This window comes from Pseudomonas shahriarae (assembly GCF_014268455.2).
In the GTDB taxonomy this organism is placed as follows: Bacteria; Pseudomonadota; Gammaproteobacteria; order Pseudomonadales; family Pseudomonadaceae; genus Aquipseudomonas; species Aquipseudomonas shahriarae.
The window spans coordinates 2,882,366-2,906,295 of record NZ_CP077085.1; the positions used below are offsets into that span (position 1 = coordinate 2,882,366).

The 23,930-nt window shown below is 58.7% G+C and carries 24 protein-coding genes; 9 read left to right on the forward strand and 15 right to left on the reverse strand.

Annotated elements, in window-relative coordinates; genetic code table 11:
- Positions 1-136: 136 nt before the first annotated feature.
- The 11 genes from HU773_RS12865 to HU773_RS12915 all read right to left on the reverse strand — a co-directional run bounded on the left by HU773_RS12865 (position 137) and on the right by HU773_RS12915 (position 10,057).
- Entirely contained in the window at positions 137-1,090 is a 954-nt protein-coding gene (locus tag HU773_RS12865) for a fimbrial protein (protein WP_057959603.1), read from the reverse strand.
- 112 nt (positions 1,091-1,202) lie between these two features.
- Positions 1,203-1,751, reverse strand: coding sequence for a fimbrial protein (locus HU773_RS12870; protein ID WP_057959604.1), 549 nt, complete (start codon positions 1,749-1,751; stop codon positions 1,203-1,205).
- 11 nt (positions 1,752-1,762) lie between these two features.
- Positions 1,763-2,242, reverse strand: coding sequence for a fimbrial protein (locus HU773_RS12875; RefSeq protein WP_057959605.1), 480 nt, complete (start codon positions 2,240-2,242; stop codon positions 1,763-1,765).
- Between the two features lie 13 nt (positions 2,243-2,255).
- Positions 2,256-2,747, reverse strand: a complete 492-nt coding sequence (locus tag HU773_RS12880) for a fimbrial protein (protein ID WP_186626199.1) — start codon at positions 2,745-2,747, stop codon at positions 2,256-2,258.
- A gap of 10 nt (positions 2,748-2,757) precedes the next feature.
- Positions 2,758-3,339 carry a fimbrial protein gene (locus tag HU773_RS12885; protein WP_057959607.1) on the reverse strand — a complete coding sequence of 194 codons (582 nt, stop codon included), beginning with the start codon at positions 3,337-3,339 and terminating at the stop codon, positions 2,758-2,760.
- Between the two features lie 25 nt (positions 3,340-3,364).
- Positions 3,365-4,123 carry a fimbria/pilus periplasmic chaperone gene (locus HU773_RS12890; RefSeq protein ID WP_057959608.1) on the reverse strand — a complete coding sequence of 253 codons (759 nt, stop codon included), beginning with the start codon at positions 4,121-4,123 and terminating at the stop codon, positions 3,365-3,367.
- Positions 4,120-6,729 carry an outer membrane usher protein gene (locus HU773_RS12895; protein WP_162947793.1) on the reverse strand — a complete coding sequence of 870 codons (2,610 nt, stop codon included), beginning with the start codon at positions 6,727-6,729 and terminating at the stop codon, positions 4,120-4,122. The genes HU773_RS12890 and HU773_RS12895 overlap by 4 nt, the downstream gene beginning before the upstream one ends.
- 21 nt (positions 6,730-6,750) lie before the next feature.
- A complete protein-coding gene (locus HU773_RS12900; RefSeq protein WP_057959610.1) occupies positions 6,751-7,311 on the reverse strand; it encodes a fimbrial protein in 561 nt (186 codons plus the stop codon).
- A 50-nt stretch (positions 7,312-7,361) separates the two neighbouring features.
- On the reverse strand, positions 7,362-7,883 hold the full coding sequence (locus tag HU773_RS12905; RefSeq protein WP_057959611.1) for a fimbrial protein: 522 nt from the start codon (positions 7,881-7,883) through the stop codon (positions 7,362-7,364).
- A 658-nt stretch (positions 7,884-8,541) separates the two neighbouring features.
- A protein-coding gene (locus tag HU773_RS12910) for an IS3 family transposase (protein WP_162947727.1) occupies positions 8,542-9,764 on the reverse strand; the annotation gives its coding sequence in 2 pieces (ribosomal slippage) (positions 8,542-9,413 and positions 9,413-9,764; 1,224 coding nt in all).
- A gap of 107 nt (positions 9,765-9,871) precedes the next feature.
- Positions 9,872-10,057, reverse strand: coding sequence for a hypothetical protein (locus HU773_RS12915; protein ID WP_029294643.1), 186 nt, complete (start codon positions 10,055-10,057; stop codon positions 9,872-9,874).
- 309 nt (positions 10,058-10,366) lie between these two features.
- Here HU773_RS12915 and galU point away from each other — a divergent pair, with 309 nt between their 5' ends.
- Together galU and gorA are read left to right on the forward strand one after the other, a co-directional pair.
- Complete coding sequence (gene galU, locus HU773_RS12920; protein ID WP_057440057.1) at positions 10,367-11,206, forward strand: UTP--glucose-1-phosphate uridylyltransferase GalU; 840 nt, start codon at positions 10,367-10,369, stop codon at positions 11,204-11,206.
- Positions 11,207-11,306: 100 nt separating this feature from the next.
- A complete protein-coding gene (gorA, locus tag HU773_RS12925; RefSeq protein ID WP_186626282.1) occupies positions 11,307-12,665 on the forward strand; it encodes a glutathione-disulfide reductase in 1,359 nt (452 codons plus the stop codon).
- Here the strand turns inward: gorA and HU773_RS12930 are convergent, their stop codons facing one another.
- On the reverse strand, positions 12,666-13,673 hold the full coding sequence (locus HU773_RS12930; RefSeq protein ID WP_057959613.1) for a DNA-binding protein: 1,008 nt from the start codon (positions 13,671-13,673) through the stop codon (positions 12,666-12,668).
- A gap of 181 nt (positions 13,674-13,854) precedes the next feature.
- On the opposite strand from HU773_RS12930, the gene HU773_RS12935 reads away from it, so the two are divergent.
- From HU773_RS12935 to ahpF, 3 genes are all read left to right on the forward strand, one after another.
- On the forward strand, positions 13,855-14,787 hold the full coding sequence (locus tag HU773_RS12935; RefSeq protein WP_186626283.1) for a site-specific integrase: 933 nt from the start codon (positions 13,855-13,857) through the stop codon (positions 14,785-14,787).
- Between the two features lie 132 nt (positions 14,788-14,919).
- Positions 14,920-15,483, forward strand: a complete 564-nt coding sequence (gene ahpC / locus HU773_RS12940) for an alkyl hydroperoxide reductase subunit C (RefSeq protein WP_010210361.1) — start codon at positions 14,920-14,922, stop codon at positions 15,481-15,483.
- A 126-nt stretch (positions 15,484-15,609) separates the two neighbouring features.
- Positions 15,610-17,163 (forward strand): alkyl hydroperoxide reductase subunit F, encoded by a 1,554-nt coding sequence (gene ahpF / locus HU773_RS12945; protein WP_057959615.1) that lies wholly within the window; start codon positions 15,610-15,612, stop codon positions 17,161-17,163.
- A 138-nt stretch (positions 17,164-17,301) separates the two neighbouring features.
- On the opposite strand, the gene gloA is transcribed toward ahpF, so the two are convergent.
- Positions 17,302-17,823 carry a lactoylglutathione lyase gene (gene gloA / locus HU773_RS12950; protein ID WP_057440061.1) on the reverse strand — a complete coding sequence of 174 codons (522 nt, stop codon included), beginning with the start codon at positions 17,821-17,823 and terminating at the stop codon, positions 17,302-17,304.
- Between the two features lie 192 nt (positions 17,824-18,015).
- Here gloA and HU773_RS12955 point away from each other — a divergent pair, with 192 nt between their 5' ends.
- On the forward strand, positions 18,016-18,552 hold the full coding sequence (locus HU773_RS12955; RefSeq protein WP_120732894.1) for a DUF4946 domain-containing protein: 537 nt from the start codon (positions 18,016-18,018) through the stop codon (positions 18,550-18,552).
- Positions 18,553-18,755: 203 nt separating this feature from the next.
- Here the strand turns inward: HU773_RS12955 and HU773_RS12960 are convergent, their stop codons facing one another.
- Positions 18,756-19,121, reverse strand: coding sequence for a histone-like nucleoid-structuring protein, MvaT/MvaU family (locus HU773_RS12960; RefSeq protein WP_029294664.1), 366 nt, complete (start codon positions 19,119-19,121; stop codon positions 18,756-18,758).
- Between the two features lie 197 nt (positions 19,122-19,318).
- Positions 19,319-20,860: an EAL domain-containing protein gene (locus tag HU773_RS12965; protein WP_186626284.1), complete on the reverse strand. Its 1,542-nt coding sequence runs from the start codon at positions 20,858-20,860 to the stop codon at positions 19,319-19,321.
- Positions 20,861-21,213: 353 nt separating this feature from the next.
- Here HU773_RS12965 and HU773_RS12970 point away from each other — a divergent pair, with 353 nt between their 5' ends.
- The 3 genes from HU773_RS12970 (at position 21,214) to hppD (ending at position 23,887) form a co-directional block, all read left to right on the forward strand.
- Positions 21,214-21,777 carry a fimbrial protein gene (locus tag HU773_RS12970; protein WP_186626285.1) on the forward strand — a complete coding sequence of 188 codons (564 nt, stop codon included), beginning with the start codon at positions 21,214-21,216 and terminating at the stop codon, positions 21,775-21,777.
- A gap of 27 nt (positions 21,778-21,804) precedes the next feature.
- A complete protein-coding gene (locus HU773_RS12975) occupies positions 21,805-22,515 on the forward strand; it encodes a fimbrial biogenesis chaperone (protein ID WP_186626286.1) in 711 nt (236 codons plus the stop codon).
- Positions 22,516-22,810: 295 nt separating this feature from the next.
- Complete coding sequence (gene hppD, locus HU773_RS12980) at positions 22,811-23,887, forward strand: 4-hydroxyphenylpyruvate dioxygenase (RefSeq protein ID WP_057440066.1); 1,077 nt, start codon at positions 22,811-22,813, stop codon at positions 23,885-23,887.
- The last annotated feature ends 43 nt before the right edge of the window (positions 23,888-23,930 follow it).

Here is a 23,930-nt window from a genome sequence, read left to right on the forward strand (position 1 = left end):
GGTGTTGGAGGGGCGCTGACACTGTCGTGGGGCGTTGGCGCGAGAGTATAGCGAACTGCCACTTAATGCGCAGTCTCAGAAACAAAGTCTGCGACTGCGCCCCCGCGATGTGTCCAGCCCTGGTCTTCTGCGTGTGTCATGGCACACCCATCACGAGTACACCGCTGCCGCTGACGGGGCCTGGGGTGGGTAGGGAACCGGCTCGCCGGACGAGGGTAAACGTCACATCGTCGCCGCCCACGCTATTGGTAATACTGGACAGGAAGGCGCCGCCGACCTGGACGGCCGTTGCGCTCCTTACGAGTGCCGTGCCGACATCCGGGTTGCTCATCAGCAGCAGCCTGGAGTCGAACGATGAAGGGGTACCTTTGTAGGTAATGGTGATCGGCGTGGTGATCCCCGGGTCCGGGCACGCGTAGGTGAGTCGGCGGTCACGGCGAACGGTGGTTGTCAGCGGGTCGGTGCCGATTGCCCTTTGGTGTACATCGCCGAAGTCGATCTCGATCGGGTTGTTATTGTTGATCGTGCAGGTTGACGGGGAAATGGTGAAGTCGTTGGCGGCGGTATAAGTGACCGTGAGTTGCGGTCGGGTGCCGTCGAAATTGTTCGAGCTGGTGAGGCGCAACAGGCCGAGGGTGTCTCCTGTGCGCACATCAATCGGATTGGAGGGATCGTTACGCACCAGAATATAGGGGGTGATATTGATCGGGTAGCCGATCCCGTTGTTGGGCATGGTGGCCACGCGGATACCCGCCGGAACCGGCGTATCGAGGAAGCTGCCATTGATGCGCAAACCGCTCCTTTCCCGGGTGAATTTGGGGCCGGACGTCCAGGGCGTTCCCGAGGCATTCCCGGTTGCCCAGTAATCCTCTCCCCAAACGGGGCCTGCGCCGGCGGTAAACCGACATTCGAGCCGGGCGCCCTCCATCAGAATCCTCACGCGATCTGTATCGAGCCGTACGTCTACGGGAACGGTCAGGTGGGTCACCCGCGCCCACTCCCCACCATTGATCCGACAATCGACAGCCAGCGCGGCCGAACTAACGCTAATCAGCAGGAGAAGCACCATGGCTTCATATAGTCGTTTCATCTTGATCTCTCGTTGCTTCTCTACGCAGGCGCTGTCCAGCGAACAATCAGTCGCTGTAAACCTGGTTGGCCTGAAAGCCTATGGGTATCAATCGGTTTTTTGAGCCTACGAATTACGGGTAGTCCAGGGTAAAAGTAGAGGTCGCGGTGTAGGCGCCATGGCCAATGCTCTGGTCCCTGATGGCATTCGGCTCACCCTGGACATAGGCTTTGAGCTCAATAACGTTGCTGCCATTACGCAACACCTGTTCGTCGCTGACTGTATTCAGCGGCAATGGCTTTTGGCTCGGTGTCTCGATACCGACGCCAATGCCTGAGGCACCGCTCCCTGCGTCCAGCGCGAGCAATCCGGGCAGCGCCGGGTTTTCCCTGCCGCCGAACGTGATGGTGACCGTGTTGCTGATTGTGGTGTTGCAATCTTCCAGGTGCAGCTTGAAACCCCGACCCTGGGAGCGGGTGTTGATGTAGAGATGCTTGCTGGTCAGGTCCCAGAGCTCCAATGTGATGGCCTCGTCGCCTGGACGGATAGTGCAGGCCTCTTCCACCAGGTTGCCCTTCAAGCGCAGGTTGTCCGCCGCTTGCCCCTCGGGGGGCAGGCCGGTGGTCAGCAGTAAGGCCAGCCCCGCACTTGGCCAGCCCTTATAAATCGTTTCGTGTCCCATGGACGGATCTCCTACTCGTATTCGGCCAGCAACGTTGCCACCGCCGTAAACTGTGCAGGGGACAGCGTGGTGCCTGGCTGTTTGACGGGAACAACCTCCAATGCCGGCGGTGACGACAGGCTGATGTCCAGCGGTGTGTTGAGTGGAAACGGCTGGTCATTCTGGAAAATCCGGATCCCCAGTGCAGGCACATTGGTTTGCAATGCGGCGCCGTCAAACCCTGTCGCCGTGCCCCTGATACTCAACTTAAGCTCCCACGGCAGCGTGGCGGGGGCACAATTGATGGTGTAGCCGAGCCCGCGACGGTACTTCACTCCGTCGACCCGCTTGACCCCGACATCCCCAAAATCGACTTCAATGCTATTGCCTGCGTTGATCGTGCAGGGCGGCGGCTCGTTCAGCGTGCCGCTGAATGTCAGGTTGGCCAGCGCATTGCTGCAAAGGCCGATGGAACACAAGGCGAGCAATGCTCGCTGCTGGCAACGGGTCATTGATCGCTCCTTTTCATTGGTACTCGATGACAAGGGTGGCGGCGGCATCAAACACCCCTCCTGTCAGACTGCTGCCCGTGCGTTTGACAGGCACGGCCTGCACGATCGGAAAGTTTGGATAGGTAAACCTCACAGCCGTATTCAGCGGCCAGTCGGCGTCATTCACGAACAGCTTTACCCCAAGGTCGGCCTTGCGGGTGCCGAGCACGCGACTGTCAAACGCCGCTCCGGTGCCCTTGAGTTCCAGGGTCATCGCGTTGCTGAAAGGCGAGTCGCATGTCACGGTGTAAGGCACGCTTCGACGATAATTGACCCCGTCAACCCGTGATGTCAGGAGGTTATTGCCAAACGGCACATCGAGCGTGCTCCCGCTGTTGATGACACACGGCGGCGGGGCGATGATTTGTGCCCGGATGATCAGATTGGTATCGGCCGACACTGCTTGGCCTGCCGCCCACACCAGGGCGCCGGTAAGAACGGCCTGCGCGCCGATTGACTTAGCCATTGTTTTGCCCTTAGTCATAATTGAGCCTGAAATCCACTACGGCGCGAAATGCCCCGCTGGTCAGTGGCGCAGAGGTGCGCGTAGGCTGAACATTCCAGGTCCGGGTACTGCTGCCCAATGCCAGAAACAGTGGTTCGCCCCTGGAGCCCAGCCGTACATCCCGCCCCACGTCATCGGTCAGCCGCAGGCCCATCCCGGTGATGCCTTGTACTTTGACCAGCCGCGGATCATCGTCATCGGCAGGGGCGACAAACGTCACCGACAGCACCGGTTGAAAGGCACTCCACGCCAGGTTCCCCGTACGTTCGCTACGGATGCTGCCGGCGGTGCGCTGGCAGTCGGTAAAATGCAGCTGGAATGCCACAGCTGTTGCCTGGTCGCCCGGCCGCTGCAATTGGCTGGTGGACACGGCGCCCAGGTCAATCGTCTGGTGCAGTGACGTCATCTCCAGGCTGCAAGGTGTCTCATGCATGGCCCCGTTAATGTTCAGCAGCCCATTCATGCCCTCGATATCATCCTCGGCGTGTGCGCCCCCCACCAAGGCAAAGGCCAGCAACAGGCCGCCCAAGACCTTCCCATTGTGCGACTTCATGATGTTCTCCCGCGGCAGGCGCTACTCATTTGGGCGGTGGGGTTTGTGAGCTGACCTTGCAGGTTTCACCACTGCAGGTGAAAGCCAGCAGTGGGCGACCACCGTAGTCGTTGACGTAGGAGAAGTAGGGTGTAGTACCGAGTGTGTCGGCCGATGGCCCCAGCGTCAGCGCGCCTTTGGGCGGTACCATCACCGGCTCGAAGCCCGGTACGGTTTTGCCGTCCCTGCTGCTGCGCGCATCCACCAGGGTCACGTAGTAAGGCGTTGGGTTATTCACCTGATAACTGGCGCCTATGCGGGTCAGGGTCAGCTTTTCCTGCCAGGGGGTGGATAGGTCTTGCTGGCTCGGCGCAATGGCCTGCGGCCGGTAGAACAGTTTGATTCGGGTCTGCAGGGCGATTTGCAGGGTATTGGATTTATCACTGCGCGGCGGGATCTCCCTCAAATTGAAGTAGTAGACCGTCTCGCGATCCTGCGGCAGCATTTTTGCCGCCGGCAATGCCTGGACTTTCACCTGGCTCTGTTTCCCCGGCTCCAAGCGCTGAACCGGGGGTAACACGATCAGGGGAGTGGTGATTTTCGTGCCCGCTTCATCCTCGATCCAGCCCTGGGCCAAATACGGCAATTGGGTGTTGTTATTGGTGATGTTCACGCTGGTGGCCTGTTTGCCACCATCGAAAATCACTCGGGTGCGGTCCAGGCCGACCGCGGCATTTACACTCGGGCTCAAGCCCAGTGCCAGCAGGGCGAAGGCCGGAAGAGGGAGGCGCGTCTTGAGCGTCATGAGGATGTGTTCTCCGTATCGGTAGGCTGCCCGCTCAGTACCGGCGGCACGGGCAAGGATTGATCAGTGGCGGTCTTGCGGCAGCTCAATTGCAGGGCATCGGTCAAGCCATCAGCAGGCAAAACGACAGGGAGCGTGAGGATGCACTGCTCGGCACCTCCCCAACTGACCGCCATCTGCCCGCCGGCCTGTATGCCGCTCAGATAGACATGGCCGTCGTCATTCACAATCCCGGTATCCTGCTGTTTCATGTTCTTGACCTGCGCGCCGAACGGCGGTGAGTTGCCATCCTCCAGGCGAAGAACCGCCATGGCTTTTTCGCCGGCAATCACGTCCAGTGAGCGGTAGCCGATAGCCCCTTCGGTCAGTGTCAGTTGCGTCACCGATTGAGTGGCTTCGACATTGTTCGGCAGGCTCTCCAGGTCGACGCTGGCCGCCGTACGCTGATAGCTGCTGATATCGGAGATAACCGCCTTGCCAAAGGCATTGCTGCGGCTTGGGCTGCCGTAACCCCGCACAGGCACATCAGGTACGCCGCCGGTGTCGACCATCAGGCGGGTTCCGCCCGTGCTGTTGGTCCGGTGCAGCGCAGCGCCGTGAGACGTAAGCGTGCCACCGCCGCGCGCAGACACACCGAGGCTGCTGTTACCGGATTGTTGGCTGGCGCTGAGGTCGATATCGGCCTGATCGCCCATGTGGGTCAGATAGCCGCTGGCAGAGCTATCGCTTGCACGGAGTTGGTAGCTATTGCGCGCATCAAGGCGATCACTGAAGCGCGACGAAAAACTGTTATCGCCCGCGGCCCGGTAGGCATCCAGCGACAGCGTGCCGGTGCGCCCCAGCGGCAGGCTGACGGTCAGCGCCGCACCGTTATCCTTGTAGCTGTATTCCAGGGTGCGATAGATGTTCAGGGACAGGCTCATGTTTTTCACGGTGCCCACATTGAAATAACGTGACACGGACATGTTCCAGCGCTGCGTGTGTGGCCGGTCCCAATAGGTTTGTTTGTTGTAACTGGCGTAGACCGTGGCCCCAAGGTCGCGAAACTGCTTATTCACCGTGGCCGTATAAAGGGCCTTGCTCCCGCCGATAGGCTTCCAGTCATCAATGCGTTCACCGTCCTCGTTGTACCCCCCGCGCCCGCCGAGTTCGCCATTCAAACCGTAATGCCGAGCGTTGAGGTATTCACTCATGCTCAGGAAGCCCTTCTCGGAAAACCGGTAGCCGGCGAAGGTTATCTGGCTGTCGTACTGCTCAAAGTGCTTGGAGTATTGGAGGCGGTAGGATTTGCCCGCGAGCCGCTCATTCCAGACGGTTGCCTGGGACTGGGTGACATCCAGCGACAGGGCCCCGAACGCGAGCAGGTCACGCCCAGCGCCGACGGACAGCGCATGGTAATTGTTATCCGTGATCCCGCCGCCAAACAGCGACCAGCCATTGCTGACCCCCCAGGAGAACTCGCCGGTCCCGAAAAAATCACCGTCACCGTTGTACTGGAGGTTGGACGGTCGTCCCGTTGCCAGCTTGTAGCGAACCTGGCCGGGGCGTGTCAGGTAGGGAACACCCGCCGTATCTAGCTGGAAGCTGTGGACCGAGCCGTCCTGTTCTTCCACCCGCACATCCAGCGAGCCGGACACGGCATCGTTAAGATCCTGAATGCGAAAGGGGCCTGCCGCGACCAGGGTTTCATACAGCACACGGCCTTGCTGGCTGACGACGACTTTTGCATTGGTTTTCGCCACTCCGACGACTTCCGGAGCGTAGCCACGCAAGTTGGGGGGCAGTTGGTTTTCATCCGAACTGAGTGCGGCGCCGGTAAAGCGGAAACTGTCGAACAGGTCCGAATACAGGTAGTTCTCTCCCACCACGAGGCGCGACTTCAGCGCAGGAATTGCGCGATAGGCGTAGTAGCGCGTCCAGTCCAGTTTCTGGTCCTTGGCTTCGCCCTCACGGCGTCTCTCGAAACGCCCCTGCCAGTCGGCCCTGAGGCGCCAGGCCCCGGCATTCGCGCCGAGCGTTCCGTTCCCACTCAGGTTGTTGCGGTTGCCGCGATTGTTTTGATAGTTGGACTGCGCGGTGATGCTGTAATCCGCCAACAGCCCCGGCACACCTTCATCCCAGCGCGAGGGCGGGTCCCAATTGATGTCGCTGTATTCGAGATAAGCCTGGGGGAGGTTGATAGTCAGCGTCGAGGTGGCCAGATCCCCACTCACCTCCATGCCTGGCAGCCCTTGGAGATCCAGGCACTGCCCGTTATTCCACCAGGTGAGTTTTGCCGCGCCGGACGCCTTGAGGCCAAGCTGCTCGACGAGATCGGGGGACAAACAGGCCTGGCTGCCCTTGGGATCATTATCGGGGGGATAGAACACCACCGACTGCTCAGCAATAGGCTGGGCATTGACCTGCACCACCATTGAGTAGGTGCCGGGCAGAATAAACCCGCTGCGCGCAAATCGGGACAAGTCAATATTGGTGCGATCATTCAGATCAAGAACATCCGTATTGAACTCGATATCCCCGCTGGCCATTGCAGTTCCAGCCAGTGACATCAACCCGCTAAATAGGCCTGGACGCAGCGAATATTTGACCTTCGACGTATTCAACATGAAAAAACGACTCATCAATGTTCAAAAATATTCCAGCTTGAACCGCACGGCGGCACCGTGAGCGCCAGGCATCAGCGGCAGCCCGTTGCCGACCAGGCGAAGCGTGTAGTGCAGTGTCATGTCGCCTTCTGCCAACGGCAGCAACGGCATCGGTTCACCCGGAATGCTCTCCTGGCCGGCCGCATCCCAAATGTGCAGGGCGACCCCCTGTGAACCACCAAAGGCAGCAAAGGAGCGACCGTCTCTATCGCGGGCACCGTCAAAGGTCACTTGCAGGTGCTGCCAATCCGGCAGGTTCACATCCGGGCGTGACGGGTCAGGGCGGGTCAAGGAGCAATTGACCAGGCGCAACTGGAAGGGGTGAGGTTCTCCTATCGCACTGCGCAGCAGCCGGCCTATGGGCTCGGGAGGCATCTCGATGGTTTGATCGGCACTGACCAGTTCCAGCCCGCAAGCGGAGTCAATGACTTCTCCTCCCAAGGTGACTAACCCCTCACCTTGCGCCGCCGCACTCGCGAAAACGCAGGGGCTGATGAGCACCGTCAATGAAGAGGCAATGGCGAAACTCAGGAATGTTTTCACCTGTATCTCCCGTCAGAGTCCCCCGCCACCCGAAGTGGCGGGGGCCGTACTTACTGATAGGCCAGGGTGAAATTGGTCACCGCACTGAAATCACCAGGCACGACCGTGCCGGTGGCGGCACCTTGTACATAGGCACCAAACTCCAGGGTGTTGTTACCGACGGCAATGGCTTGCGGGGTCGTTGCGACACCCAGCTCAATGGGCTGGCTGCCATGGGTCATCATGATGCCGATACCGCCCGCGCTACCCACTGTGCCCAACCCGCCCGGGACAACGCTTGAGGGCGCGCCCGTGAATGTAGTCGTCACCGTATTATCAGTCAGGCCTGCCAGGTCGCAGCCTTCAAGTTCAATCAGAACGCGCCTGGCTTCGGATTTCCCCCCTGTCTGCAATTGATGTTTGGCGATCGCGCCAAGATGAACGGTTTGATCTACGGAGTCAGGCTTAATGGAACAAGCACCCGAGTGGACCGATCCCTCGAATGTAACTGTCCCATCTGCCGCATGAGCGGCAGAGATCGCGCCAGCAAATAGTCCGATAGTTAGCAGTGCAGTTTTAAAATTATTTTTCATTTGCAGATACCTACAGAGTAAGTGTTATTGAGAAGTCCGGCCGCAACTGTGCGTAGGACCTATTAAAAAGCGGTTATGGAGAGTGCAGCTAAGTGTCCAGGTCTCAGTACTTTGGATTTCTCCTCTTCTTGAGGTATCAAAAGCTTGCGATTGAGTTCGCCGCTTTTTAGGCGCAGTCCAGGGTCGTACGACAAGCCGGAACGGGCCGACCAGTCGGTTCTTTGCCTCAGCGGAGGCGCGCAGAAAACTCAGCCCGAGTGCGGTTGAGTTGGTGTTCAGCGAAGTCCTGATTTTCCAACTATTTGTATTGCACTTCGGGAGAACATTCGAGGCGGGGCAATTATTAAGCTACTAGTTTTAGTAAGGAAGTCGTCCGGTTCCCTTGCTTGCGTAGTCTTTTGGTGGTGGGGCATATAGGAAAGTTATGGCTGTTTTCCAAGAATCGAGAAATGACCGTAAGACTTGGACTACATTTGGTGTGATGAAGAGGCGAGTTGCTATAAAAATAGGTTGGCTAGTGTTTGGAGGCAATAGTGTTTATTGATGAGGGCCAACTAATTTCCTCTCTCGCGAGTGAGTGCGCCGGCTCTCCCAGGGCGCAGATACAGGCAATGCAATGGGTGTCTAGTCCTGAAATAGGTTTACACCTATTTCAGTCTCAAAACGCCCGATGCACTGCATCGGGCGTTTTGTATTTCAGGGACAGGTGTGGCCGTTCCCCGTTGTAGATCAGCACCGACTCATCCACCATTTTCACTGCGTCCGCCAGATTTTTAGGGCGATACAGCAGGAACTCGGTCTTCAAAATGCCGTTTATCCTCTCTGCCAGAGCATTCTGGTAGCAGTCATAGCCGTCGGTCATTGAGCATCTGACGCCATGACTAGCGTGCAAGCGTTGATAAAGCTCAGAGCAGTATTGGGCTCCGCGGTCTGAGTGATGGATCAGTGGCAGCGTGCTTCGGCGTTCGCCAACGGCCTTTTCCATCGCTTTGATCACCGACTCGGTATGCAAGCTCTCATGCACATGATGGCCTACGATCTTGCGTGAGTAGGCGTCTGTCACCAGGCTCACATAAGCCACGCTTTCCTGTGTCGGCAGGTAGGTTATGTCTGCAACCCAGACCTGTTCTGGCCTATTGGCCACGACCTGCTCCTGACCTGCTTTGAGCAGGTTGGGATGGCGGCGAAAGCGGTGATGACTGTCCGTCGTTTTGTGGTAAGCCCGTTTGCGCACAACCAGTTTTCGAGCATTGCGCAGGATGCTAAACAGGCGGTCTCTGCCGACCCGCACTGATGCGCCAACTTCGACGCTCATCAGGTAATGCAGCTTGCGCGTGCCTATCCGAGGCTGACGGCGGCGCTTTTCAAGAACAAAGTCCATGACTTCTTGATCTTGACGAGCTCTCTCGTCGAAAGCCCGATTGCGTTGGTAATACGCTTGGCGCGAAATGCCCATGAACAGGCAAGCCCTGGTGATGCTCAGGCCTTGGATTTGCCCTTGCGAGAGGACTTGCCGGGTCGCTTTTTTACGACGGAAACACCGTAGTCATTCTTCAGAACATTCACGACGGCTTCGAAGAATTGCGCTTTCTGATTGCTTAGCGCCAGCTGTTCTTCGAGTTCTTTGATCCGCTGCTCGGGGGTCAGCGGGAGGGTTGGCTCGGTCATGGACCTGCTCCTCGGCTCTCGAATTGAGGCGCCTTGGCTCCAGTCCTGCCGGCCGTACTTGCGTAACCAGACCAGTACCGTGGACCGGCCCTGGATGCCATAGCGCCGTTGAGCCTCTTTATAACTCAACTCGCCCTTTTCGACCTGGTCTACGACCGATAATTTAAAGGCTAACGTGTAGTCACGCTGGCTCCGCCTTTTGCCCGATTCCATTGACTCCTCCTGAAGATAGGTCAGAAGGTGTAAACCTTATTCAGGACGGGACAGGGCAAACAAAAAAGCCCCGATCATCGGGGCTTTTTATGTGCAATCGTAGGGGCTTATTTCCCCTTTGGCCTTTTGCTCGATGCGTGACCGGCTTCGTCCACAAACACTTCGGCTACTGCAATAGCCTGGCTCTCGGTGGCGAATGCCCCGGCGACGCTGTCTCCGTGAAAATTGATCAGGTGCCAGCCGTCTGCTCGCTTAGTGATCAGGTAGCCGTTTACGCCTTTGGGTTCTGACATCGATTAACAATCTCGTGGTCTGGTTCAAGCGGGCTATGATAACGCCAAACGCGCAGGGCAAGCGCAAGTTGTTGCAGGTCAGTGCTCTGCGCCCAAAAGCGTGCTAAAACAACCGAAGCCCTTTCAAGTAGAGGGGTACGGTTTGTTTGGGCATGCCGTTGGTAGGGCCAATTGCATGATCGGTGGAACTAACGCCGACATTTTTTCTCTATGTTGACATCGCAACGCCAGCAGCGCCCATTGTAAGGTGGCTGCGGCCTGATTAGACTGCGCCGAATTTCGTATGCACAGCCCTTATTAAGGACTTTTATGATCAAGAAATGCTTGTTCCCAGCAGCCGGTTACGGTACTCGCTTCCTGCCAGCGACCAAGGCCATGCCTAAAGAAATGCTGCCGGTGGTAAACAAGCCACTGATCCAGTACGGCGTCGAAGAGGCACTGGATGCCGGCCTCAACGAAATCTCCATCGTCACCGGCCGTGGCAAGCGCGCACTGGAAGACCACTTCGATATCAGCTACGAGCTGGAAAACCAGATCAAGGGCACTGACAAGGAAAAATACCTGGTCGGTATCCGCAAGCTGCTCGACGAGTGCTCGTTCTCCTACACCCGTCAAACCCAGATGAAAGGCCTTGGCCACGCCATCCTTACCGGTCGCCCACTGATCGGTGACGAACCGTTTGCCGTGGTCCTGGCGGACGACCTGTGCGTCAACCTGGAAGGCGACGGCGTCTTGACCCAGATGGTCAAGCTCTACCAGAAGTACCGCTGCACCATCGTTGCGGTGCAGGAAGTCGACCCTGCGGAAACCAACAAGTACGGGGTGATCGCCGGTGATGACATCGGTGATGGCCTGATCCGCGTTCGCGACATGGTCGAGAAGCCGGCGCCGGAAGATGCCCCGTCGAACCTGGCAATCATTGGTCGCTACATTCTGACCCCGGATATCTTCAAGCTGATCGAAGAAACCGAGCCAGGCAAGGGCGGCGAAATCCAGATTACCGACGCTTTGCTGAAACAGGCCAAAGACGGTTGCGTGATTGCCTACAAGTTCAAGGGCCGTCGTTTTGACTGCGGCGGCGCTGAAGGCTACATCGAGGCGACCAACTTCTGCTACGAGCACTTCTACAAGACTGGCAAGGCTTACTGATTAAGCATCGCCTGTTGAGTCTCAAGAAAGCCACCTACGGGTGGCTTTCTGGTTTTTTGGGCGTAAGCGGGTATCCTGATGCCCTGCCGAGGAGAGTGAAATGGCCTACGATTTTGATCTTTATGTGATTGGCGCCGGTTCCGGTGGTGTACGGGCGGCGCGGTTCGCCGCAGGTTTTGGCGCGAAGGTGGCCGTGGCGGAAAGCCGCTACCTGGGCGGTACCTGTGTCAACGTTGGCTGCGTGCCGAAAAAACTGTTGGTGTATGGCGCGCACTTTGCCGAAGACTTCGAACAGGCCAGCGGCTTTGGCTGGTCCTTGGGCGAGGCGAACTTTGATTGGGCGACATTGATCGCCAACAAGGATCGCGAGATCAATCGCCTCAACGGTATTTACCGTAACTTGCTGGTGAACAGCGGGGTGACCCTGCACGAAGGCCATGCGCGTCTGACCGGCCCCCACGAGGTCGAGATCAACGGCGAGCGCTTCACGGCCAAGGACATCTTGATCGCCACGGGCGGCTGGCCGCAGATCCCCGAGATTCCGGGGCATGAGCATGCCATTGGTTCCAATGAGGCGTTCTTCCTGAAGCAACTGCCCAAGCGCGTACTGGTAGTGGGTGGTGGTTATATCGCGGTGGAATTTGCCGGGATTTTCCATGGTCTGGGCGCGCAGACGTCGTTGCTGTATCGCGGCGATCTGTTCCTGCGTGGCTTCGATGGCGCGGTGCGCAAGCACTTGCAGGAAGAGCTGACCAAGCGTGGCCTGGACCTGCAATTCAACGCTGATATCGCACGTATCGACAAGCAGGCCGATGGCAGCCTCAAGGCCACCCTGAAAGACGGTCGTGTATTGGAAGCCGATTGCGTGTTCTACGCCACGGGCCGGCGCCCGATGCTGGATAACCTGGGCCTGGAGCACACCGGGGTCAAGCTGGACAAGCGTGGCTTTGTCGAAGTTGACGATCTGTACCAGACCGCCGAGTCGTCGATCCTGGCCATTGGCGACGTGATTGGTCGCGTGCAACTGACGCCCGTGGCATTGGCTGAAGGCATGGCGGTGGCGCGGCGTCTATTCAAGCCTGAGCAGTACCGCCCGGTGGATTACGCGATGATCCCCACGGCAGTGTTCAGCTTGCCGAATATCGGTACCGTGGGCCTGAGCGAAGAGCAGGCGCGGGCCGATGGGCATAACGTGCAGGTTTTCGAAAGCCGCTTCCGGCCGATGAAACTGACCCTGACGGAGTGCCAGGAGCGCACGCTGATGAAGCTGGTGGTCGATGCCGATACCGACAAGGTGCTGGGTTGCCACATGGTCGGGCCGGATGCGGGTGAGATTGTCCAGGGCCTGGCGATCGCCCTCAAGGCGGGGGCGACCAAGCAGCATTTCGACGAGACCATCGGCGTGCACCCGACGGCGGCGGAAGAGTTTGTCACCATGCGCACGCCTGTCGCTGGCTGATCAGGTATTCCCTGTTGCCTCTGGCGCCGTTGCAACGACGGCGGCCAGGCGCAGCGCCTCAATGGTGGCCTGGGCCTTGAGCAGCTCCAGTTCCAGGGTTTTGCGGCTGTGCTGCTGCTCGGCCAGGGCCTCCTGCCGTGCTTGGTTGTCCAGCACGGCAACCCGCAGACGCTCCTGGAGCAGGGTGCGCTCGCTATCAATCAGGCTTACCTGTTCGCTCAGCTTGAGTTGCTGGGCCTGATCCTTGCGGTTTTGCTCTTGCAGAGTCGCCAACTCCTTCGCCGTGACCCGGTGCTCAATCAATAGCCGTTCATTGTCACGGTGCAACTGGGTGATTTCGTCCTGGCGCACCATGGCGCTCTGCTGGGCCTGACGCAGTTCGGCCTGCAGTTGCTGCAGTTGGCCTTCGTGGCGGCGTTGTTCCTGTTCGCGTTGGTCTTTGATCGCAGTGCGGTAGTGCTCAAGGGCGTCGCGGGCGTGCAGGTGTTTGTCTTCCAGCGAGCGAATCTGTTCGTCCTTGTCCGCGAGTCGTAGCTCGTAGTCGCTGCACGCCTGGCTGAGTCCGGCGTTACGGGTTTGCTCGGTTTGCAGGCTGGTGCTGGCGGTCTGCAGGGCTGCGCTTTCTTCCGCCAGGGCGGCGGCCTGAATATCAAATTGCTGCTGGAGCTGGTTGTGGGCTGCGGTCAGTGCCTCTGCCTGGGTGAGCAGGGCGGTTTTCTGCTGCTCGAACTGCGCCAGGGCCTGGTCGATGGGTTCCTGAGCCTTCTCTTTCAAGCGCTGGGCCAGGCGTGCGACCAGCTCGCCAAGCTCATCGTCGATGGGCGCCTCGGTAATGGCGAGGCGGGTTTCGCTCTCGTCCAGCTCCTTTAAATAGCGGTGGATGGTGGTTTTCGAGCCGGTATTGCCCATTTCGATGCGTACCGCATCAATGCTGGGGTTTTCGCCGCGGGCGAGGATTGCCAGGCGTGCCGTTTGAACTACTGCTTTATTGATGCCGCCGCGAGCCATGGGGTCTCCGTCGATTTAGTACTGTGGTATGTATTATGTAAATACATACTATATCACGAATAAAAATGCCTTTAAATTGATGATTTTACAGATGGGATATTGGCGTATTATCCCGTGTGATGACCCATTTGACGCAGATTCATCCCCTATGTCCGTACACCAACCCCTTGGCGATAGCGCTATGAGTGAACTTGATCGTTACCTGAACGCCGCCACCCGCGATAACACCCGACGCAGCTATCGCGCCGCCATCGAGCACTTTGAAGTGGGTTGGGGTGGCTTCCTGCCCGCCACCAGCGACAGCGTGGCCCGTTATCTGGTGGCTTACGCCGGGGTGTTGTCGGTCAATACCCTGAAATTGCGCTTGTCGGCGCTGGCGCAATGGCATTCCAGCCAGGGTTTCCCGGACCCGACCAAAGCGCCGGTGGTGCGCAAGGTGCTCAAGGGCATCCGCGCCGTGCACCCGGCCCAGGAAAAACGGGCCGAGCCCCTGCAGCTCCAGCACCTGGAGCAGGTGGTCAATTGGCTTGAGCGCGAAGCTGAGCAGGCGCGGGCAGAGGGCGATCGGCCGCGCTGGCTGCGCGCCAAGCGCGACGCGGCCTTGATCCTGCTGGGCTTCTGGCGTGGTTTTCGCAGTGATGAGCTGTGTCGGCTGCAGATCGAGCATGTGCAGGCGGTACCAGGGGCGGGCATCACCTTGTACTTGCCGCGCAGCAAGAGTGACCGCGAGAACCTCGGCCAGACCTATCAAACCCCGGCACTGCTGCGCTTGTGCCCGGTGCAGGCCTATGCCGAATGGCTGAGTGCCTCGGCCCTGGTGCGCGGCCCGGTGTTTCGCGGGATCGATCGCTGGGGCAACCTGGGCGAGGAGGGGGTGCACGCCAATAGCGTGATCCCGCTGCTGCGCCAGGCCCTCGGGCGCGCGGGCATTGCTGCCGAGCAGTACACCAGCCACTCCTTGCGCCGGGGCTTCGCCACCTGGGCCCATCGCAGTGGTTGGGATTTGAAGTCGTTGATGAGTTACGTCGGCTGGAAGGACATGAAGTCCGCCATGCGCTATGTTGAAGCGACGCCCTTTCTTGGCATGACTCAGACCCGCGATCCGCTGCTTTAAGATTTCTTCTATTAATACAGCTGGTTGATAGCCAAAACCAATCGGCGGCATCAGGTTTGGCAATGAGCCATCGGCGATGAGACTGGGTAGGATTCACCCATCAACTTACTAACCCCTGACGGAGAGTCAACGATGCCTATCATCAACAGCCAAGTAAAACCGTTCAAAGCCACCGCTTACAAAAACGGCAACTTCGTAGACGTGTCGGACGCTGACCTGAAAGGCAAGTGGTCTGTCGTGTTCTTCTACCCAGCCGACTTCACCTTCGTCTGCCCAACCGAACTGGAAGACCTGGCTGACAACTACGCCGAATTCCAGAAGCTGGGCGTCGAGATCTATAGCGTGTCCACCGACACCCACTTTGCCCACGCTGCCTGGCACAACACTTCGCCAGCCATCGGCAAAATCCAGTACACCATGATCGGCGACCCAACCCTGACCATCTCCCGCAATTTCGACGTGCTGATCGAAGAAGCTGGCCTGGCAGACCGTGGCACCTTCGTGATCAACCCTGAAGGCCAGATCAAGATCGTTGAACTGAACGACGGCGGTGTTGGCCGTGACGCTTCCGAGCTGCTGCGCAAAATCAAGGCCGCCCAGTACGTCGCTGCCCACCCAGGCGAAGTGTGCCCAGCCAAGTGGAAAGAAGGCGAGGCTACCCTGGCTCCGTCCCTGGACCTGGTCGGCAAGATCTAAGTCTGTGAAGTATCAAGGGCGGATTGCCGCACCTTAAGTAAGCCGCACCGCCCTCAAAAACGCCCGGGCGAGATTCGCTCGGGCGTTTTTTTTTACCGAATTGATTTGAAATAGGAAATCGCCCGTATGTTGGACGCCAATCTTAAAGCTCAGTTGAAGTCATACCTGGAGCGGGTCACCCAGCCGATCGAGATCGTTGCCTCCCTCGACGACGGTGCGAAATCCCAGGAAATGCTTGCTCTTTTGCAGGACGTAACCAGCCTCACCACGCTGATTACCCTGAAAACCGATGGCAATGATGGGCGCAAGCCGTCGTTCTCCATCAACCGCCCGGGTGCCGATATCAGCCTGCGTTTTGCCGGCATCCCCATGGGCCATGAATTCACTTCGTTGGTGCTGGCCCTGCTGCAAGTCGGTGGCCACCCGTCGAAGGCCAGTGTCGAAGTGATTGAACAGATTCGCAGCCTTAAAGGTGAGTTCAACTTCGAGACTTACTTCTCGCTGTCCTGCCAGAACTGCCCGGACGTGGTCCAGGCGCTGAACCTGATGGCCGTGCTCAACCCCAACATCCGCCACGTGGCCATTGATGGCGCACTGTTTCAGGCGGAAGTCGACGAGCGCCAGGTCATGGCGGTGCCCAGCGTCTACCTCAACGGTGTGAACTTCGGCCAGGGCCGCATGGGGCTGGAAGAAATCCTCGCCAAGCTCGACACCAGCGGTATCGAAAAGGCCGCCGAGAAAATCAGCGCCAAGGACGCGTTCGATGTGCTGGTCGTCGGTGGTGGCCCGGCCGGTTCTGCCGCCGCGATCTACGCCGCGCGTAAAGGTATTCGTACCGGTGTGGCCGCCGAACGTTTTGGTGGGCAAGTACTGGACACCATGTCCATCGAGAACTTTATCTCGGTGCAGGAAACCGAAGGCCCGAAACTCGCCAGCGCCCTGGAAGCCCACGTGCGTCAGTACGACGTGGACATCATGAACCTGCAGCGCGCCAGCAGCCTGATCCCGGCGAAAAATCCCGGTGAGTTGCATGAAATTCGCTTTGAAAGCGGTGCGACCCTCAAGTCCAAGACGGTGATCCTGGCCACCGGTGCCCGCTGGCGCGAAATGGGGGTGCCGGGCGAGCAGGAATACAAGGCCAAGGGTGTGTGCTTCTGCCCGCACTGCGATGGTCCGCTGTTCAAGGGCAAGCGCGTGGCGGTGATCGGTGGCGGTAACTCCGGCGTTGAAGCAGCCATCGACCTGGCCGGTATTGTCAGCCACGTGACCTTGCTGGAGTTCGACAGCAAGTTGCGCGCCGACGCCGTATTGCAGCGCAAGCTCTACAGCCTGCCGAACGTTGACGTGATCACCAGTGCGCTGACCAGTGAAGTCAAAGGTGATGGCCAGAAGGTTACTGGCCTGGCGTACAAAGACCGTGATACCGGCGAGTTCAAGACCGTCGACCTGGAAGGTATCTTTGTACAGATCGGCCTGTTGCCTAACACCGATTGGCTCAAGGGCACCGTGGAGCTGTCGCCCCGTGGCGAGATCATTGTCGATGCCCGTGGCGAGACCTCACTGCCCGGCGTGTTTGCCGCCGGTGACGTCACCACCGTGCCGTACAAGCAGATCGTGATTGCGGTGGGCGAGGGCGCCAAGGCTTCCCTGAGTGCTTTTGATTACCTGATCCGAGCGTAAGGCCCGATACTAAAAAACCCATGAGTGATCATGGGTTTTTTGTGGGTGTTGCTTTTGTGGGAGCTGGTCTGCGAGACAGGCGACTCGGCGTGACCGTTACACCACGGTGATACGCTCCTACAGGGGCAACAAACCGGTTTACAGCGGCGCTGGCTGAATGATCTCAACCCAGTACGCATCCGGATCCTTGATAAACGCCAGGCTTTTCATCCGCCCATCGGTCAGGCGCTTCTGGAAATCACAGCCCAAGGCTTCAAAGCGCTCGCAGGCCGCGACGATATCCGGCACCGAAATGCAGATATGGCCAAACCCGCGCGGGTCGGTGTTGCCATTGTGGTAGGCGAAGTCGGCATCGTTTTCGGTGCCGTGGTTGTGGGTCAGTTCCAGGATGCCCGGGATCGACTTCATCCACTGGGTGCGCGCGGCGGCATCGGCCGGAATCTGCGCCTTGTCGACCAGGGCGAGGAAGTACAGGCTGAATTCGGCTTCCGGGAAGTCGCGTTTTTCAACCAGGGAAAAACCCAGGACGCGGGTATAGAAGTCCAGGGACTTAGTGATGTCCTTGACCCGCAGCATGGTGTGGTTGAACACGAAGTTCGAAGTGGCGGTGTCGGGTTGGGCGGTGACGCCCGGGAAGGTGTTCAATTCGTGCAGGCTCATGGGCCCTCCAGAAAAAATGGGGCAGACGCAGCTCGTGATTTGAGCGGTCCCTTGGCGTGCGGCAGATCCGTGTAGCCGGATCATGATACGCAAGCTGCACCGGCCGCGCCAAATGAAAAACGCACCCGGGCCTTGCGGCCATCCCCTCGGCGGGCTCAAACTTTGCGGCTTGAACTTCGAGTGTTTTTTGCAATGAGCCGATTGAACAAACCATTGTTGGCCGCCTTGTGGCTTGTCTTGGGTAGCACCGTTGCACTGGCGGCAGACCCGGAGATTCATTGGCCCAGCGGCTGGCAGGTGGAGGAGGTGGTGGCGGATGCCGATGCGCCAGCCACGCCGTCACCGGTGTCGCGCCAGCGCGCGATCAAGAACGATGAGAACGGCGAGACGCTGATGGTCATGGAGTTGACGGGTACGCCGATCGAGCCCGGGCATGTGGTCAATCTGCAAGGGGTGTTGCTGGAGATGCGCAAGTCCATCCAGAAGGACTTTGCCCGCAGTGGTTATCAAAGTGTCTGCAACAAGATTCACTCAAGCACCTTAAGTCATCTTGAGGCGCTGGAAACTACCTGCGTGATTACCGAGAACGGTCGGCATGTGCTCTCGCAAACACTGGTGGGTGCTGTCGATACGAATAAGGCCTATGTTTTTTCATATGCCGGGCAAGCCGCTGCCTATGAGTCGAGCAAGGAAGAAGTCAGCTCGGTACGTGCAAGCCTGAAACTTTGATCGGCGATGGCTAGATGCCTGACATGGCACATTGACAGAAAAACCCATAACTACAGGGCTGCGGTGTAAAGCGGCTGTTCGGCGATTGGGTTCGAAGTGGAGTGTATTTCAAAGTTCACTTTCGCACGCGGCAGCGTTTGAAATCGAGGCGCAAAAACAAAAAAAGCCCCGCATCAGCGGGGCTTTTTATTAGTGCGCCTGTATTAGCCGCGCAGCCAGGAATCTACAGTGGCAGCGCCATACTGTTCTTTCCAGGCCTTCAAGCCGCGGTGGTTGCCGCCCTTGGTTTCAATCAGTTCACCCGTGTGCGGGTTGTGATACACCTTGACCACGCGTGCGCGGCGGGTTTTGGGGGCGGCTGCCACTTGGATCCCCGACTTGCCTGGGTTTGGATCAAGGATGGAGATGATGTCGCGCAGGCTCTTGCCGTAGGTTTTCATCAGCCCTTGAAGCTTTTCTTCAAATTCGATTTCTTTCTTCAGGCCAGCGTCGTTCTTCAGGGATTCCAGCTGGGCGAGCTGTTCTTGAAGGGCTTTTTCTGCGGCACGAAATTCGGCGAGTCTGGACAAAATATTTACTCCAATAGTGTATTTGGCTGATACCCACTGCAAACAAAGCTATAAGCCAAGAGCCTCAGCATGACTCGGTAAAAGTGGTTCTCCTGCCGATTCGGCGCAGGCAGGAAAAATTGTAGTAGTTAATGCGCCACGAGTAAATCACGTCTTTTGTATAAATAACAATTTTTCATCTGATGCTAGATGGATATTCAATCGCGCCGCAAAGATTTAATGAATGCGTCAAAAGGCTCCGGGCGACCAAACAGGTAGCCCTGCAAGAAGTCCACACCTTGCGCGGCCAGATAGTCACATTGCTCTTGGGTTTCCACGCCTTCGGCGACGATGCCCAAATCAAGCTTGCCGGATAACTCAATGATGCTGTCGAGTATATGCCGCGATAACGCATCGGCTCCGATCATGGCCACAAAGCTTTGATCAATCTTCAAGTAGTCAACATTGAAGTTACGCAAATAACCCAAGCTGGAGTGGCCGGTGCCGAAGTCATCAATGGCGATCATCACGCCCAGTTCGTGCAGGGCCTGGAACAGCTGGCGGGTGACCTCGGTGGGTTCGATCAGTTCGCGCTCGGTCAACTCCAGCGTCAACAGTACCTGGCCCGGCTTGAAGGCGGCGAGGAACTCCCGGCAGTCCTGCACCAAAACCAGATCCTGGCAATGCCGGGCGGTGATATTGATCCCCACATGGAAATTGCTGCCCAGGCGATCGGCATGGGGCGCCAGTTGTGTGGCGACCTGGCGCATCAAGGCGCGGGTCATGGGCACGATCAGCCCGGAGTGCTCGGCCAGGGGGATAAACAGGTCGGGGCGCACCAGGCCTTCCTTGGGGTGCTGCCAGCGCATCAGGACTTCACAGCCGGCCCATTGAAGGTTATCGCCACGAACCACCGGTTGGTAATACGGCACGAACTCATTGGCGCCCAGCGCCCGCTGCAGTTCGTGGGTGGGGGCGGAGGAGCGTTTTTGCACCCAGTGCGCCAGCACGCCGGCCAGCACGCCGAAAAACACCAGCAGGCTGAACAGCGCCGGGTAGCGCGCTTCCATATACCGCCAGACTTCCCCTTCGGGCATGCCGGCTTCCACGCTGTACGCGTAGCGCTGGGAGGCGAGGTGCTGGTGGGCCACGGGAAACTCCGGCGGCGCACTGTTTTTGACTTTTCCGTCGCTGCCCAACCAATTGGGGCCGACCTGCAACACCAGGTCCGCGTAGCGGCTGATCAGGCGCAGGGCATTGGTCAGGTGGTAACCGTCAATCGAAGCAAACGCAGCCTTGTCGCCCTCCACCAGCCGGTACACCAACAGAGCGGTATCGGGGGTGACCGGATTGCCATTCATCAGCCACAGGCGACCCTCGACGTAGTCGCCAGGATTGACCGCAGACACGTGGGTGTCACCAAACAGCGAGGTGCAATACATGGACTTTTTCCACGACAAGGTGGTTGCGCGTACAAAGGGGCGACGTGTGACTTGCTCGCGCAGCGCCAGTTGCACCGCGTTGTCACAGTCCTTGCCCGCCAGCGGCAGCAGATCCTGGGCGGCACGGGCGGTGTTGTCGAGCATCAGGTCGAATTGGCGCACGGCCTCGGTCGCCGTCTGCGACGTGCTGTGCTCCAGGGTGCGTTGGGCCTGCAGGTGCAGGATGGCCACTCCCAGCAGAATCGGCAGCAGGCCGCACAGGACCGTGATCAAGGAGCGGGCGGCGCGCTTGCGCGGACCTTTGAGGGTAAGTGGCATTTACGCAGCCTGTAGCAAAGTGAGGGAAGGGCCTGGTAGCGGCTACAGGCAGTACGTCTGAAGTAACAATGATAGTTGGTCTATGGCATTAGCAAAGCGTAGACCTAACGACTTGGCTAGTTGTGCGTGTTTTTTAATCTTGCCAAACTTTGCAACATATTTTGACGAGAAAAAATTGTTTGGTCTATTGCGTTGTTGCTTGGATCAGTGCCTGCCAGAAAAAACTTCAGTCTCGTGAAGAGGCTGCCATTCAAGAACCAACAGTTTTGCTGCATTGAGCTCGAACTCGGCGGGCGGGCTTGTGCCTGCGCGTCGTCTGACCGGGGCTCGCCTTAACCCTTAGGAACACGTGTATGAAAAACCATGTCCTGGCGATTGCCTTGCTGCTTGCTTGCGGGCTTGCCGTACCCTTGGCCACTGCCGCCGATGGCACCATCACCCTGACCGGCGAAATCACCGGCACCACCTGCACGATCAGTGGCGGGACCGGTGGTGTCGCGGGCTCCGGTGCGAACTTTCCGGTGGTCCTGGACAAAGTGCAAGCCAGCGCCCTGTCGACGGAGGGGGCAACCGCCAGCGCCAAGCCATTCTTTATTTATGTGGGCAGCGGCGCCAGTTGTGCGGATGCGACCAAGGTGGCTGTGTTGTATGAAAGCACCAGCCCGGCGATCAATCCTGCCACTGGCAACTTGCGCAACATGGCCCCCAAAACCGCTGCCGCCAAAGTAGAGGTGCAAATTCTCGACGGCGCCACCCAGAAGCCGATGGACTTGCGTACCGGCCATGCTTCGAGCACGGCCACGGTCACCGGCTGCCTGGCAACCTTGCCCTTTGCGGCACGTTACATCGCCACGGGCGGGGCGGCGGGGGTAGGGCTGGTGACTACGGCGGTGCAGTACTCGGTGATCTTTCCCTGATCGCCCGATAGACCGAGGGCCCGGGCCATGGGTTGCGTAGCACGCCTGCAGGTAGCGCTCTGCCTGTGCCTGGTCTTCGGGCAGGCACAGGCCGGGGTGATCATCAGTGGCACCCGGCAGATTTACCCTGAGCCGCGCAGGGAAATCACCGTGCAGGTGAGCAACGATGACGCACATGCCGCGCGCCTGGTGCAGGTGTGGCTGGATGGCGGTGATGCACGGCTGACTGCCGAGCACAGTGAGGTGCCGTTCACCCTCAGCCCGCCGGTGTTTCGCCTGGATCCGGGCAAGAGCCAGGCCATACGCCTGGCGTATACCCAGGAACCGCTGCCCAGGGACAGGGAATCGCTGTTCTGGCTCAACGTGCTGGAGGTGCCGCCCGCGACCCGCCAGCCGGAAGCATTCGCGGCTGCAGAGCGCCAGAACCAGTTGCGTTTCGCCTTTCGCATTCGCACCAAGGTGTTTTTCCGGCCCCAGGGCTTGTCGGGTAGCCCCGAGGATGCGCCGGGGCAACTGATCTGGACGCTGCACACCGGCAAACCGGCGGTCCTGCGTGTCTTCAACCCGTCGCCTTTCCGTGTGACGTTCCATGACGTCGCGTTGGTCGTGGGCGGGCAGGTGGTCCCCAGCGATCAGCAGGGCATGGTTGCCCCCCCCCGCGCCAGCCTAGATCTTGCCCTGCCACCCCTGATGCAACCCGCGCCCGTTGATCCTGCCGGGCATCTATCTGGGCAATAAACCCCTTGCGCCCGCCTGGGCATAGGGATTTGATAAGGAATACGGACAAAGCTGTTTACGCTGTGTAGAATCGGTTTACGCATACAAGAATAAGCGCCTGTTTCCATGCAGGCCTCGTCCGTCAGAGACGCCCGTAAGAGAATGACTCAACCATGAAGCTACTCGGGTTCCAACTCATCTACGGTGACTTCCTCGCCCGCAGCGTGCGGGGCATTTCCTGTGCGCCACCTGCTCACCTCATCCTTGCTGGCAATTAATTTACTTAATTCTAAAAAAGATGATGAGGCGCCAAATCATGGCAGATCTATACGAAAACCCAATGGGCCTGATGGGCTTTGAATTTATCGAATTCGCATCGCCGACCCCGGGTACCCTGGAGCCGATCTTCGAGATCATGGGCTTCACCAAGGTGGCAACCCACCGCTCGAAAAACGTGCACCTGTACCGCCAGGGCGCGATCAACCTGATCCTCAACAACGAACCCCACAGCATCGCTTCGTACTTTGCCGCCGAGCACGGTCCGTCGGTGTGTGGCATGGCGTTCCGCGTCAAGGATTCGCAACAGGCCTATACCCGTGCCCTGGAGCTGGGTGCCCAGCCGATCCATATCGAAACCGGCCCGATGGAGCTGAACCTGCCGGCCATCAAGGGCATCGGCGGCTCGCCGCTGTACCTGATCGACCGTTTCGGTGAAGGCAACTCGATCTACGATATCGACTTCGTGTTTATCGAAGGCGTGGACCGCAACCCAGTGGGCGCCGGCTTGAAGGTCATCGACCACCTGACCCACAACGTCTATCGCGGGCGTATGGTCTATTGGGCCAACTTCTACGAGAAGCTGTTCAACTTCCGCGAAGCGCGCTACTTCGACATCAAGGGCGAATACACCGGCCTGACCTCCAAGGCCATGAGCGCCCCGGATGGCATGATCCGCATCCCGTTGAACGAAGAGTCGTCCAAAGGCGCCGGCCAGATCGAAGAGTTCCTGATGCAGTTCAACGGCGAGGGCATCCAGCACGTGGCGTTCCTCACCGACGACCTGATCAAGACCTGGGACGCGTTGAAGAAGATCGGCATGCGCTTCATGACCGCGCCGCCGGACACCTACTACGAGATGCTTGAAGGCCGCCTGCCAAACCACGGCGAACCGGTGGAGCAGTTGCAGTCGCGGGGTATCTTGCTGGACGGTTCGTCCGTGGCCGGCGACAAGCGCCTGCTGTTGCAGATCTTCTCGGAAACCCTGATGGGCCCGGTGTTCTTCGAATTCATCCAGCGCAAGGGTGATGACGGTTTCGGCGAAGGCAACTTCAAGGCCCTGTTCGAGTCGATCGAGCGTGACCAGGTTCGTCGTGGCGTGTTGACCACCGACTGATCCTAGCCCCCTGTAGGAGCCGGCTTGCCGGCTCCTACACCTT

Excerpts from the sequence above, each read along its gene's own strand:
- HU773_RS12870 (WP_057959604.1), bottom strand. The coding sequence starts at position 1,751 with ATGGGACACGAAACGATTTATAAGGGCTGGCCAAGTGCGGGGCTGGCC.
- HU773_RS12975 (WP_186626286.1), top strand. The coding sequence starts at position 21,805 with ATGGGTTGCGTAGCACGCCTGCAGGTAGCGCTCTGCCTGTGCCTGGTC.
- galU (WP_057440057.1), top strand. The coding sequence starts at position 10,367 with ATGATCAAGAAATGCTTGTTCCCAGCAGCCGGTTACGGTACTCGCTTC.
- HU773_RS12930 (WP_057959613.1), bottom strand. The coding sequence starts at position 13,673 with ATGGCTCGCGGCGGCATCAATAAAGCAGTAGTTCAAACGGCACGCCTG.
- HU773_RS12935 (WP_186626283.1), top strand. The coding sequence starts at position 13,855 with ATGAGTGAACTTGATCGTTACCTGAACGCCGCCACCCGCGATAACACC.
- HU773_RS12955 (WP_120732894.1), top strand. The coding sequence starts at position 18,016 with ATGAGCCGATTGAACAAACCATTGTTGGCCGCCTTGTGGCTTGTCTTG.
- HU773_RS12905 (WP_057959611.1), bottom strand. The coding sequence starts at position 7,883 with ATGAAAAATAATTTTAAAACTGCACTGCTAACTATCGGACTATTTGCT.
- HU773_RS12915 (WP_029294643.1), bottom strand. The coding sequence starts at position 10,057 with ATGTCAGAACCCAAAGGCGTAAACGGCTACCTGATCACTAAGCGAGCA.
- HU773_RS12865 (WP_057959603.1), bottom strand. The coding sequence starts at position 1,090 with ATGAAACGACTATATGAAGCCATGGTGCTTCTCCTGCTGATTAGCGTT.
- HU773_RS12880 (WP_186626199.1), bottom strand. The coding sequence starts at position 2,747 with ATGGCTAAGTCAATCGGCGCGCAGGCCGTTCTTACCGGCGCCCTGGTG.
- HU773_RS12885 (WP_057959607.1), bottom strand. The coding sequence starts at position 3,339 with ATGAAGTCGCACAATGGGAAGGTCTTGGGCGGCCTGTTGCTGGCCTTT.
- HU773_RS12970 (WP_186626285.1), top strand. The coding sequence starts at position 21,214 with ATGAAAAACCATGTCCTGGCGATTGCCTTGCTGCTTGCTTGCGGGCTT.
- HU773_RS12890 (WP_057959608.1), bottom strand. The coding sequence starts at position 4,123 with ATGACGCTCAAGACGCGCCTCCCTCTTCCGGCCTTCGCCCTGCTGGCA.
- gorA (WP_186626282.1), top strand. The coding sequence starts at position 11,307 with ATGGCCTACGATTTTGATCTTTATGTGATTGGCGCCGGTTCCGGTGGT.
- ahpF (WP_057959615.1), top strand. The coding sequence starts at position 15,610 with ATGTTGGACGCCAATCTTAAAGCTCAGTTGAAGTCATACCTGGAGCGG.
- HU773_RS12965 (WP_186626284.1), bottom strand. The coding sequence starts at position 20,860 with ATGCCACTTACCCTCAAAGGTCCGCGCAAGCGCGCCGCCCGCTCCTTG.
- HU773_RS12875 (WP_057959605.1), bottom strand. The coding sequence starts at position 2,242 with ATGACCCGTTGCCAGCAGCGAGCATTGCTCGCCTTGTGTTCCATCGGC.
- HU773_RS12895 (WP_162947793.1), bottom strand. The coding sequence starts at position 6,729 with ATGTTGAATACGTCGAAGGTCAAATATTCGCTGCGTCCAGGCCTATTT.
- ahpC (WP_010210361.1), top strand. The coding sequence starts at position 14,920 with ATGCCTATCATCAACAGCCAAGTAAAACCGTTCAAAGCCACCGCTTAC.
- gloA (WP_057440061.1), bottom strand. The coding sequence starts at position 17,823 with ATGAGCCTGCACGAATTGAACACCTTCCCGGGCGTCACCGCCCAACCC.
- hppD (WP_057440066.1), top strand. The coding sequence starts at position 22,811 with ATGGCAGATCTATACGAAAACCCAATGGGCCTGATGGGCTTTGAATTT.